The organism is Clostridium sp. 1001275B_160808_H3 (genome assembly GCF_015550425.1).
Classification (GTDB): Bacteria; Bacillota; Clostridia; order Clostridiales; family Clostridiaceae; genus Clostridium.
In genome coordinates this window covers 120,001-132,646 of the sequence record NZ_JADNAT010000004.1, presented here as the reverse complement: position 1 = coordinate 132,646, position 12,646 = coordinate 120,001, and the positions used below count along the sequence as shown (strand labels likewise).

At 27.8% G+C, this 12,646-nt stretch carries 13 protein-coding genes; 8 read left to right on the top strand and 5 right to left on the bottom strand.

From position 1 onward, the window contains the following. Positions 1-416 precede the first annotated feature (416 nt). Entirely contained in the window at positions 417-1,322 is a 906-nt protein-coding gene (gene rocF, locus I2A75_RS04710; protein ID WP_195263318.1) for an arginase, read from the top strand. A 138-nt stretch (positions 1,323-1,460) separates the two neighbouring features. Further along, the gene (locus tag I2A75_RS04705) at positions 1,461-2,090 is read left to right on the top strand and encodes a 3'-5' exonuclease (protein ID WP_195263317.1); all 630 of its coding nucleotides are present in this window, start codon (positions 1,461-1,463) and stop codon (positions 2,088-2,090) included. 60 nt (positions 2,091-2,150) lie between these two features. On the opposite strand, the gene pflA is transcribed toward I2A75_RS04705, so the two are convergent. Together pflA and I2A75_RS04695 are read right to left on the bottom strand one after the other, a co-directional pair. Then, on the bottom strand, positions 2,151-2,864 hold the full coding sequence (pflA, locus tag I2A75_RS04700; protein WP_195263316.1) for a pyruvate formate-lyase-activating protein: 714 nt from the start codon (positions 2,862-2,864) through the stop codon (positions 2,151-2,153). Positions 2,865-3,132: 268 nt separating this feature from the next. Then, positions 3,133-4,203 (bottom strand): GNAT family N-acetyltransferase, encoded by a 1,071-nt coding sequence (locus I2A75_RS04695; protein WP_195263315.1) that lies wholly within the window; start codon positions 4,201-4,203, stop codon positions 3,133-3,135. A 467-nt stretch (positions 4,204-4,670) separates the two neighbouring features. On the opposite strand from I2A75_RS04695, the gene I2A75_RS04690 reads away from it, so the two are divergent. Genes I2A75_RS04690 through I2A75_RS04670 form a run of 5 tightly spaced genes read left to right on the top strand, consistent with a single transcriptional unit; the run spans position 4,671 to position 8,990 of the window. Then, positions 4,671-5,210 carry an XRE family transcriptional regulator gene (locus tag I2A75_RS04690; RefSeq protein ID WP_195263314.1) on the top strand — a complete coding sequence of 180 codons (540 nt, stop codon included), beginning with the start codon at positions 4,671-4,673 and terminating at the stop codon, positions 5,208-5,210. A gap of 20 nt (positions 5,211-5,230) precedes the next feature. Beyond that, positions 5,231-6,283, top strand: a complete 1,053-nt coding sequence (potA, locus tag I2A75_RS04685) for a spermidine/putrescine ABC transporter ATP-binding protein (RefSeq protein ID WP_347707754.1) — start codon at positions 5,231-5,233, stop codon at positions 6,281-6,283. Continuing rightward, a complete protein-coding gene (locus I2A75_RS04680; protein ID WP_195263312.1) occupies positions 6,276-7,130 on the top strand; it encodes an ABC transporter permease in 855 nt (284 codons plus the stop codon). Before potA ends, I2A75_RS04680 begins: the two co-directional genes overlap by 8 nt. Next, positions 7,124-7,936, top strand: a complete 813-nt coding sequence (locus I2A75_RS04675; RefSeq protein ID WP_195263311.1) for an ABC transporter permease — start codon at positions 7,124-7,126, stop codon at positions 7,934-7,936. The genes I2A75_RS04680 and I2A75_RS04675 overlap by 7 nt, the downstream gene beginning before the upstream one ends. After that, positions 7,923-8,990: a spermidine/putrescine ABC transporter substrate-binding protein gene (locus tag I2A75_RS04670; RefSeq protein WP_195263310.1), complete on the top strand. Its 1,068-nt coding sequence runs from the start codon at positions 7,923-7,925 to the stop codon at positions 8,988-8,990. Before I2A75_RS04675 ends, I2A75_RS04670 begins: the two co-directional genes overlap by 14 nt. Positions 8,991-9,112: 122 nt before the next feature. On the opposite strand, the gene ndk is transcribed toward I2A75_RS04670, so the two are convergent. Beyond that, positions 9,113-9,523 (bottom strand): nucleoside-diphosphate kinase, encoded by a 411-nt coding sequence (ndk, locus tag I2A75_RS04665; RefSeq protein WP_195263309.1) that lies wholly within the window; start codon positions 9,521-9,523, stop codon positions 9,113-9,115. A gap of 132 nt (positions 9,524-9,655) precedes the next feature. On the opposite strand from ndk, the gene I2A75_RS04660 reads away from it, so the two are divergent. Beyond that, on the top strand, positions 9,656-9,925 hold the full coding sequence (locus I2A75_RS04660) for an acylphosphatase (protein WP_195263308.1): 270 nt from the start codon (positions 9,656-9,658) through the stop codon (positions 9,923-9,925). Positions 9,926-9,945: 20 nt separating this feature from the next. Here I2A75_RS04660 and I2A75_RS04655 read toward each other — a convergent pair whose 3' ends face one another. Together I2A75_RS04655 and I2A75_RS04650 are read right to left on the bottom strand one after the other, a co-directional pair. Continuing rightward, complete coding sequence (locus I2A75_RS04655) at positions 9,946-10,917, bottom strand: glucosaminidase domain-containing protein (protein WP_195263307.1); 972 nt, start codon at positions 10,915-10,917, stop codon at positions 9,946-9,948. A gap of 293 nt (positions 10,918-11,210) precedes the next feature. After that, positions 11,211-12,605, bottom strand: coding sequence for a sodium:alanine symporter family protein (locus tag I2A75_RS04650; protein ID WP_195263306.1), 1,395 nt, complete (start codon positions 12,603-12,605; stop codon positions 11,211-11,213). Between the last annotated feature and the right edge of the window lie 41 nt (positions 12,606-12,646).

Here is a 12,646-nt window from a genome sequence, read left to right as displayed (position 1 = left end):
CTAAATTTTATTCATAATCCTAAATAATAGTGGAAATGCTGGGGCTTTACAAATCAAATACTATCTAAATTATATGTAAAGATATATTATGAATAATAATTATATAGTATATTGATAAAATAATTATATATCTTTCCCCTAATTTTTAGATATATTAAATACTATATGAATAAATAGAATTTTTATATAAGTCAAAATAGAATTTATAATTTTTTTCTTTCTATTTTGATTTTTTTTCACATTTTAAGACAAAAAAGTATAATTATAATATGTATTTAGTTAATATTTTCATAATATATTTAAAAATTGTGTAATTGTAATATTTTTTTCACATTTTTTTATTTACATATCGATTTGAAGCTATTAATATATATTTATTGCCCTAAAAAAATTATTCCAAATCGGAGGTTTGTTTTATGAATATTAGTATTATTGATATGCCTATATTCTATGGATGTGATAATCCTGGAGTTGAAAATGGGCCAAAAATTTTAAGAGAGAACAACCTTCTAGATATCTTTAATAAAAGCCACCAAGTCTGTGATATGGGCGAAGTTCATGTAAAAAATGTTTCTTCAAATGATAAATACGCAGCTAACGCAAAAATGAAGTATTTAGATGAAGTTGTGAGATCAAATGTTGGACTAGCTGATAAAGTTTATGAGTCATTAAGTAAGTCATATCTTCCTTTAGTTATAGGTGGAGATCATTCACTTGCTATAGGTAGTGTTGCTGGCTCAAGTAAATTTTTTGATGAAGATCTTGCAGTAGTTTGGGTGGATGCTCATGGTGATATAAATACACACGAGACTTCCCCATCTGGAAACATTCACGGAATGCCTTTAGCTAGTTCCATGGGAATAGGCCATGAAATTTTGACTAACCTTTATTCTTCTAGCAAAAAGGTTAAACCTGAAAATGTATTTTTATTAGGTTGCAGAGACTTAGATTTAGGTGAACTTGAATTAATCAAGGAATATAATCTTAACGTATGGACCATGAAAGATATTAAAACTAAGGGCATAGACATTGTATTAAAAGAACTTTTAGAAGCTTTAAAAATGAGAAATGTAAAAAATATTCATTTTAGCTTTGATATTGATAGCCTAGATCCTTCTTATGTTCCAGGAACAGGAACTCCAGTAGAAGATGGATTAACCTTCTCAGAAGGAAAACAAGTAATTGAAACTATAATAAACACTTCATTAGTTAGAGCTATGGATTTTGTAGAATTTAATCCAGCCTTAGATGATAATAAAAAGACATTAGAAACTTGTCTTGAATTATTAAAGGTAATTTCTAAAGCTTTTGAAGGAAAATAAATAAGAAAAATAGCTAATAGATTTCTATTAGTTATTTTTTTATTATTAAATATATCTCTTAGTTCCATAATTATGTTTTAGGACTTTCTTTAAATTTATGTTATTATATAATAAGAAACTTAATCTTAGGAGGATAAAATGAAACTACTATTTTTTGATACAGAAACAACTAGCATAAAGCCAGGTAATATATGTCAGTTAAGTTATATAGTTATAGATGCTTCAGTTAAACCACAAAAAACTACAGGAAAAAACTTTTTCTTCACAGTTGATAGTATGGATGAAGGTGCTGAAGCTATTCATGGATTTTCACTTGAAAAACTATATGACCTTTCAGAAGGTAAAGAATTTTTAGATTGTGTCCATGAGTTTATGCCAGATTTCTTTGATGCAGATTTTATAATAGGACATAATGTTCAATTCGATATAAAATTTTTAAAACATGAATTACAACAACTTTGGGAAGCAGGTCTTATAGATACAACTTGGGAGCCTAAAAATACATTTTGTACTATGGCATATTATAAGTCTCTTTGCAATTTACCAAGTCCATCTGGAAATATAAAAAATCCTAAACTTGCAGAAGTTATAGATTTTCTTCAAATTTCTGAGGATCAAATAGCAAATAAGGCAAATGAACTATTTGAGGGTAGTGGAAACTATCATGATGCTAGATTTGATACAGCAGCTACTTATTTGACAGTTATACAAGGTATGAAAAAAGGATTGATTCCTGCAGGATATTTTTCAAATCTATTAAAAAAATAATTTTTTAATAATAAATCCCTAGAAAAATTTCTAGGGATTTATTATTACTTAAAATAAGCTTTAAAATTCACTAAAAAACTTTTCTTTAAGTAATTTACACTTTTCTTTATCCATAGCTGGCGTTCCATCCAATCTATATTTTAATCCTAATGTTTCGTATTTATTTACACCTAATAAATGATATGGCAATAATTCTACCTTTTCAACATTTTTTAATGAATTAACAAACTCTTTAAGTTCTTGCATGTACTCTTCACTATCTGTCTTTCCTGGTACAACTACTTGTCTTATCCAAAGCTTAGTACCAGCATTTTTGCATGCTTCTAAAAATTTATTTGTTTCATCTATTTTAAAACCTGTCATGTCTTTATATCCAACTTCTGATAAATGCTTGACATCATATAATACTAAATCAGTATATTTTAAAATTTCATCATATTCTCCGAATCCTACACCTGATGTATCTAAACACGTATGTATTCCTTCTCCCTTACATTCCTTAAGAACATCTAATAAAAACTCTGATTGTCTTAATGGGTCTCCACCTGAAAAAGTAACTCCTCCTCCTGAAGTCGTAAAATAACTTTTAAATCTTTTTATTTTTTTAACTAATTCTTCTGAAGTATACTCATCACCTTCATTTTCACTCCATGTATCTGGGTTATGACAATAAAGACATCTTAATTTACACCCTTGAAAAAATACTACTACTCTAATCCCTGGTCCATCAACTAGCCCCATACTTTCAATTGAATGAATTCTACCTTTTAGCATATTTATCTTCTCCTCTTTTGGACAACTAACAACAAAATCATATTGTCTTATTTATTATAATTTTTATACAACAAATTGTCTATTATTTAAAGCGGATGTCTAAGACTCTCCTGTTTCATTAAAAATTATCTGAATTCATTTGCTTTTTTTAGTTACTATATTTTTAATAGAAAAGATATATCTACATCTAATAAATATATCTCATATGATTCCATATATTCTATTAAATTTCATAAATAACTTTCTATATTATATAGCTCCAAGATCCTTATATAGCTCCTAATTCTTTATATAGTTCCTTGCTTATATCTTCACCAGCAAACTTTTTAACAATTTCTACACAAAGTTCTATAATTCCAACCATATTTGAAGCAAACATTAATTTACCGTTATCAACAAATGATTTCTTAATTTCTATTGCACCTTCTATTTTCCATTTAGATTCAGGAATTGCAACTCCATTTATATCATTAAACTTATCGAGAAAATAGATTCCGTTAGAAAAAGTAGTTATATAATCACACTCATTATATCTTTCTCTTATATAATTCATCAATACACTATCATTAGTAGCACTAGCTACCCCTACGCCCCCAGGAATTATAACTATATTAGGATTATACATATCTTTACTTACTATTTTATCAACTGCTATATCTATATTATTTGATTTAATTTTTGCTTTACTTGATACGGAATGTATTTCAAAGTAATCATCTTCCAAAAGTTCATTTATCTTATTGAATATACTAAATGCAATTGAATATTCCATTATCTCTATATCATCGTAAACTAAAAGAGCAATCTTTTTCTTATTATTTATTTTACAATTTAAAAAATTATTCTTAGTTAATTTATATGTGTATTGCTTTCTAAAATTATTTATTTCTTCAAATCCAACTTTTTTCAATAAAGATTTAGCTTCACTTGTTTTTACTGTATCTATTATTGCTTCTCCACCGAACTCTAAAAAATAATACTCTAAAAGTAATCTTAATGCTTCTTCTCCATATCCCATTCTTCTATATTCATAATGTATTTTTATATTTATTCTTGCCACCTTAGTTGCAGAATTATATCCATGAAAACTTACTTCCCCAATGGCCTTATCATCAGTAGTATACACCAAACAATAAAAGTTTTTTCCATCGGTAGGTTGCACCATTTTCTTGTAAAACATTTCCCATTTTTCTCTTGGAAATGAATATGCTTCACCAACCTCCCCCATATTCTCTTTGTTTCCCCATAATTCCTTAACAAAAGATAGCTCTTCAAAGCTAGGTTTCCTTATATACGCTATCTTTCCATTTCTTCTATATAAACTTAACTTTTCATTCATTATCTCACCTATAAATATTTACTTTATTCTTCCAGTTAATATATAGTCTACTATCTCATAAAATCAACGTTTTATCAAGATATATAGACTTAATATAAGAACTAAGTAATTTAAATTTAATATTTTTTTAATAATACTAATTAATCTTATTAGAGGTAATAATTTGAAAATATTGATTTCTTCTGCATTTTAAAGATATAATAATTTTCAGTAATTTCAAACACCTTATTTTTTATTTAGTATTTCTAAACTTTTAGTGTTGTTTTATTAAACTAAATTTTTAAGCAATCTAATATACTTTAATAGAATCAACACTTCTAGAAAAATTTTAGAGGAAATTTTTTATATGTTTTTTTATAAAAAATATTGATTTATATCAAATTAAAATATATAATATCTATTGTTTGTTTAGTAATTTTAAACCTAAGGTTTAGTATTATAAAATTTATTAAAGTAGAGGTGTAGTTGTGGAAATCGGAGAAAAAATACGTAGATTACGTATTGAAAAGCAATTAACTCAAGAAGAACTTGCTAATAGATGTGAATTATCTAAAGGATTTATATCACAAGTAGAAAATGATTTAACTTCTCCATCAATAGCAACATTAATAGATATATTAGAAATACTAGGAACTAATCTTACAGAGTTCTTTAGTGATGCTAGCGAGGAAAAGGTTACATATACATATGAAGATATGTTTGAAACTGAAAATGAAGATTTAAGATATAAGCTAATGTGGCTTATACCAAATGCTCAAAAAAATGAAATGGAACCAATTATGATAACTTTAGAACCAGGTGGGCAATATATAGAAGAAGAGCCTCATGAGGGTGAAGAATTTGGTTTTGTTTTATCTGGAACTATAATATTACATTTAGGCAAAAAGAAGTTCAAAGTTAAAAAGGGCGAAAGCTTCTATTTTAAGCCTAGGTCTAATCACTATATTTCAAATGGGGGAAAAACACAAGCCAAAGTTATTTGGGTAAGTACTCCACCATCATTTTAAATCTATAGAAAGAGGTGTTTATTTTGAAACAAAATATAATTGAAATGAAAGGTGTTTCTAAAACTTTTGAAAATAATTGTGTTTTAGACAACCTTTCATTAAACATTAAAAAGAATGAATTTTTAACATTACTTGGCCCTAGTGGATGTGGAAAAACAACAACATTAAAAATAATTGCTGGATTTGAAGATGCAGATAAAGGTGAAGTTTTATTTAATGGAACTGATATTTCAACTTTACCTCCATATAAAAGGCAAGTAAACACCGTATTCCAAAAATATGCTTTATTTCCTCATATGAATGTATATGAAAATGTAGCTTTTGGATTAAAAATTAAAAAGACTCCTAAAAATGAAATAGATTCAAAAGTTAAAGAAATGCTTAAATTAGTTTCTTTAGAAGGATTTGAAAAAAGAAGCGTTGATTCTTTAAGTGGTGGACAACAACAAAGAGTTGCCATTGCAAGAGCTCTAATTAATGAACCTGAAATTCTTCTTTTAGATGAACCTCTTGGTGCACTTGATTTAAAACTTAGAAAAGAAATGCAAATTGAGCTTAAAAGAATACAACAAAGACTTGGAATTACTTTCATATTTGTAACACATGATCAAGAAGAAGCATTAACTATGTCTGATACTATCATTGTTATGAATAAAGGTAAAATTCAACAAATGGGTTCTCCTGAAGATATTTATAATGAGCCTGCTAATGCTTTTGTTGCTGACTTTATAGGTGAAAGTAACATTTTAGATGGTACTATGTTAGAAGATTTTAAAGTAGAATTTTGTAATACAACTTTCGAATGTGTTGATAAAGGATTTGACCAAAACGAATTAATTGATGTAGTTATAAGACCAGAGGATATAAAAATCGTATCTCCTGATAAAGGAATGCTAAAAGGAATTGTTAAATCTATAATTTTTAAAGGTGTTCATTATGAAATAGAAGTTGAAGAAGGAAACAATACATGGATAATCCATAATACTAAATTTGCAGAAGTAAATTCTGTTATAGGATTAGATATTTATCCAGAAGATATTCATATTATGAGAAAGGTTGCAAATAATGAGTAAAGCAAAAAAAGCTAATAGAAACTTTGCTGCATCTCCTTTCATAATCTGGAGTGCATTATTTATTGTAATTCCTTTATTAATAGTTTTATTCTTCGGCTTTACTGTAACAACACCTGAAGGAGATTATGCATTCTCCCTAGAAAACTTTACAAGACTACTTCAACCTCAATACATAAAAGTTTTCGGAAGAAGCTTATGGCTTGCTTTATTATCTACTATCTGGTGCCTAGTTTTAGGATATCCTGTTGCATATATTATATCTAAAATGAAGCCTTCTAAAGGTAACATTTTAATAATGCTTTTTATAGTACCTATGTGGATGAATTTCTTACTTAGAACTTATGCTTGGTTACCTATCTTAGGTAAAAACGGATTTATAAATAATATTCTTGGCTATTTCGGAGTTGGTCCTTTTACCTTCTTATATAATGATGGCGCTGTAATTCTTGGTATGATTTATAATTTCTTACCATTCATGGTACTTCCAATATATACTGTTTTATCAAAAATGGATAAGGACTTATTAAATGCAGCTGCTGATTTAGGTGCAAATAGAAGTGAAGTATTTAGAAAGATAGTACTTCCATTGAGCATGCCTGGAGTAGTTTCAGGAATAACTATGGTATTTATGCCTGCTGTTTCTACATTTGTAATTTCAAGATTACTTGGTGGTGGACAATATATGCTTTTAGGTAACTTAATAGAGCAACAATTTACTATGATGGGTGATTGGAACTTTGGTTCATCTATTTCAATATTTATGATGATAATAATATTAATTTCTATGGCTATAATGAGTAAATTTGATAATTCTGATTCTAAAGAAGGAGGCGGTCAATTATGGTAAAAAAGTTTGAAAATTTTATTAAGAAATTTTATTTATTACTTGTATTCATATTTTTATATACGCCTATAGTTGCCTTAATAGTCTTCTCCTTCAATGATTCTAAGACTATGGGAAAATGGTCTGGATTTACATTGAAATGGTATGGCGAGCTTTTTAAGAACGAAAGAATTATGCAAGCTTTATTCTTTACAGTTGTTATAGCTATAATTTCTTCTGTAGTGGCCACAGTAATTGGTACATTAGCAGCTATTGGTATAAATAAAATGAAAGGACCTAAGAAGGCTCTTTTATTAAATATAAATTATTTACCTGTATTAAATCCTGATATAGTAACCGGTATTGCCTTAATGAGCTTATTTATATTCATAAGACCACTTACAAAATTAGATTTTGGATTTACTACTATGCTGCTAGCTCATATTACATTTAATATTCCATATGTAATCTTAGCTGTTTTACCAAAGCTTAGACAATTACCTGAGAATGTTGAAGAAGCTGCATTAGACTTAGGTGCTACACCATCTTATACATTAAGAAAAATAATATTACCTCAAATTAAGCCTGGTATCTTTGCTGGTATGCTAATGGCATTTACAATGTCTATTGATGATTTTGTTATTAGTTTCTTTACAGCTGGTCCAGGAGTTACAAACCTTTCTATAGAAATATTTGCTATGGCAAGAAGAGGTATTAAACCTGAAATTAATGCTCTTTCTACTTTAATGTTTGTGACTGTTCTAACTCTTCTATTAATTGCTAATAGAAAAGAATTTACATCAAGAGGTGATAAAATTGAAGAAGCTTAAAAAGTCTATTGCTATTTTATCTTCATTATTTTTAATATCTTCATCTTTTGTAGGATGTTCTAAAAATGAAGATAGTTCTAAAAGCACAAGAACTCTTAATGTATTTAATTATGGAGATTACATAAATGAAGATTTAATTGCAAAATTTGAAGAAGAAACTGGTATAGATGTAATTTATGATACTTATGAGTCTAATGAAATTATGTATCAAAAGGTGAAAAATAGCCCTGGAACATATGATTTAATTTTCCCTTCTGATTATATGGTTGAAAAAATGATAAATGAAGATATGTTAGAAAAAATTGATTTTAATAACATACCTAACTATGTGAATATTGGTGAAGACTTTAAAAACCTTCCTTATGATCCTAACAATGAATACTCTGTTCCTTATATGTGGGGAACAATAGGAATAATATATGATGCTGATAAAGTTGATGATCCTGTAGATAGCTGGGATATTTTATGGAATCCTAAATATAAAGGTGAAATATTTATGTTTGATTCAATAAGAGATACGCTTGCTATTTCCTTAGTTAAACTTGGTTATTCTTTAAATTCAGTTGATAAAGATGAATTAGATGAAGCTGCAAATGAATTAATTAAACAAAAGCCTTTAGTTCAATCGTATGTCATGGATGAAGTTAAGGATAAAATGATTAATGGAGAAGCTACTTTTGCTACTGTTTATTCTGGCGATGCTATTTTTATTCAAGAAGAAGCTCCTGATTTAAACCTTCAATATATAGTTCCAAAAGAAGGTTCTAATAAATGGTTTGATGTTATGGTTATACCAAAAGGCGCTAAGCATAAATCAGAAGCTGAAGAATTTATAAACTTCTTATCAGATCCTGAAAATGCAAAAGAAAATGTTGAATATATAGGTTATGCAACACCTAATACAGCTGCCTATAAATTGTTAGATGAAGAAACTCAAGAAGATGAAACTGTTTATCCAGCTGAAGAAGTTCTTGATAAATGTGAAATATTTAAAGATTTAGGAAATAAAATAAAACTATATGATGATGCATGGTTAAAAGTAAAGATAGACTAAAAACTTTTAACAGTAGTTTTTTAAATAACAAAAACATGGTAGCCTTTCATTAAGAAATGCTACCATATTTTTTAAAATTTTATATACTAAATTAAGTATTCTCTACAATATATTTTTTAAGTTTATAAATTTGAATTTCCAAACCATAATTTAATCTCTCTTTTAGCACTTTCTATGCTATCAGAAGCATGAACACAATTTTCTCTATTGTTTGCTGCATATAATTGTCTTATAGTTCCTTCTTTAGCTTCTTCCGGGTTGGTACTTCCATTAATTTTTCTTATTTTTTCAATTGCATTGTCTCCCTCTAATATTAATGCACATAGTGGTCCTTTAGTAATAAAAACTATCAATGGTTCAAAAAAACTTTTTCCAATATGTTCTTCATAATGTCTACACGCAAATTCCTTAGATATCGTTTCCATTTTCAGCGCAGTTACTTTGAGATCATTTTCCTCATATTTACTAATAATCTTTCCTATTAGGTTTTTCTCTACAGCATCTGGCTTTATAAGTACTAATGACTTTTCCATAAAACTCCCCCTCTTTTTTTAAATTCTCATCTAAATTATACCATTTTTTATATAAAATAATAATCCTCTCTTCATAATAATATTGTAGATATGTTATAATTTTTATAACTATTCTAATAAAGGAGTGAGATTATGGTCAGATATTATATTATTGTTAAAGGTAGGGTTCAAGGCGTTGGATTTAGATATTTTTGTCAAATGAATGCAACTAACCTTAACTTAACAGGATGGGTTCGTAATATGGATAATGGTATGGTAGAAATGGAAGTTCAAGGTGATGATAAGATATTAGTGAAATTTATTAGTATAATAAGTAAAGGAAATTATTTTATAAGAATAGATACAATATCTAAGAAAGAAATTGATTTAGTTCCATCAGAAACTAAATTTAAAATAAAATAGAGCATTAGTTTTCCAATGCTCTATTTTTGCTTTCTTTGTACCTCAGTATCATATAACATTAAATTATTTTCTTGAATAACTCTTATTAATTTATCTCCATAAATTAAATTCCCTTCTTCATCTTTTGCAGTACTATAGCCGGCATTTTCTAAAGCTTGTGCTTGTTCTTTATAACTTTTAGCTTCAAATAATCCATTTGCAGAATATCTTTCATTTTCCCATAAAAATTTACCATGATCTTTTATAGATGATTTTATATCTTTATATGATCTAAATGCTCCAACAATAACATCATCATAATTTTCTTTAGTTTCAAGATCAACACTATCTCCGCTCCATCTTTCGTCAGCTTTTATACCAAAAAGATTATTATACTGCGATGATAATTTAGACTCTCCCCATCCTGATTCTAAAATAGCTTGAGCAATCGTAACTGAAGGTAGTATCCCATAGCTTTCATAATTATCAAAAGCAATCTCTGATATATTATCTATGAATTCAAGTTTAGAATTATCTTTTACTAACTCTCTATTAATATAATTATTTTTTAGTCCTTCAAGATATTTATTCGCTTTTTCTTCTTCCTCATTATTTAATTTTAAGGATTTAACTACTGATTTAAAGCTATTTAAGTCAGCAACATTCCCGTTATTATCCTTTTTATAAAATGAATTTACTATTTTACTTATAACATCATTATCTATCTCAAAATTCCCATTATTTATGGCTCCACTTATTGAAGCTATTTCTTGCCAATTTAATTGAAATCCTCCACTACTTGCGTCATCACATATATTTATATATTTAATTATATCATCATTTGAAAGTAACGTTTCTTCACTACCATTATTAATAAATTTAGATGTTATAAATACTAATGTGCTTATAAATGTAACAATAAAAATTATCATTAATAATATTTTCTTTATACCACCTTTAATATAATTCTCCTTATAATCACCTATACCTTTATATGTACCTTTATACTCCAAAAACTCACCTCCAAAATAGTTTTCTTTATAAATATATACATCCATTATAAACAATATTTTATTTATATAAAGTTTATTATAAAAATTTAATTAATATTTAATAAACTAATATTATATTTACTTAAATTTATGCTAATTTACTAAAATATGTTTATTAACTCTTGAAAATTCTACTAATTCTATTTATATAGATTATTAATCAAACCATATAAAATTCAATATCTATAAATTACTACTTAGCTTTCTAAGTTAATCACTCTTTTATTTATATAAAAAAGGTGGATTTCTCCACCTTAAACTGTCATTTTCTCTTCAACTGCTGAATTATCTTTTTCTTTTAAATCATGAAAAAATCTTTCTGTCTCTGAAATTATCACATGTCTTAATCCTATCAATCCAATTAGATTGGGAAATGCCATAAGTCCATTAACTATATCTGCTATAATAAAAATCATCTCTAATGGTAAAAAAGGTCCTACTGCTACAAAGGCTATAAAAATAACTTTATAAGGTTTTATTCCCTTTACACCAAATAGATATTCTATACATCTTTCACCATAATAATTCCATCCTAATATAGTTGTAAATGCAAAGAACATCAGTCCTATATTAACTATATACTTTCCTAATAAAGCTATTGGTAATCCATTTTCAAAAGCTGCTGTAGTTAAAGCGGCACCTTCCAAATTTCCACTAAAGCTTCCTGTAACAACTATAACTAGCCCTGTCATTGTACAAATTATTATCGTATCAATAAATGTTCCTGTCATTGAAATTAATCCTTGTTTAACAGGGGACTTTGTTTTTGCTGCCGCAGCTGCTATAGGAGCACTACCAAGCCCTGCTTCATTTGAAAATACTCCTCTTCCAATTCCTCTTTGCATAGCAATTGAAATTGTTATTCCTACAGCTCCACCTAAGGCTGCTTCAGGATTGAATGCACTCCTTATTATTAAACTAATAGCTGATGGTATTTTTGTAAAATTGAAACCTAAAACCAATATAACTCCTACTATATATAGTATAGCCATGAAAGGCACAACTTTTTCTGATACACTTGAAATTCTTTTTATTCCTCCTAGAGTAACTAAAGCAACTAACATAGTAACTACTATTGCTGTTACTGCTAATGGAATATTAAATCCTATTTGTGCAGCATCAGCAATTGACTTTACTTGTCCAAATGTCCCTATTCCAAGTAGAGCAACTCCTACCCCAAATATTGCAAATAATTTAGCTAACCAATTTAATCCTAAACCATTTTTTATATAATACATTGGTCCACCAGACATTTGTCCATTCTCATCTACTTCTCTATATTTTATAGCAAGTAATCCTTCTGCATATTTAGTTGCCATACCAAAAAATGCTGCTATCCACATCCAAAATAATGCCCCTGGTCCTCCAGCTTTAATTGCAGTAGCGACTCCAACTATATTCCCTGTTCCTATAGTTGCTGATAAAGCGGTGCATAATGCTCCATAACTAGATACATCACCTTTTGCATCTTGATCATTATCTTCCTCTTTTGAAAATATATATCTTAGTGCTAAAGGTAATTTAAATATTTGCAGAAGCTTTAATCTCCATGTCAAATATATTCCTGTCCCTACTAGCAGTATTAATAAAGGTGGTCCCCATATTATACTATCAATAGTACTTAAAATTGATTGAATTTGATTTAACATAAAAAAATCCCCCTTAAATTGAAATTTACGGAGGAGAATAG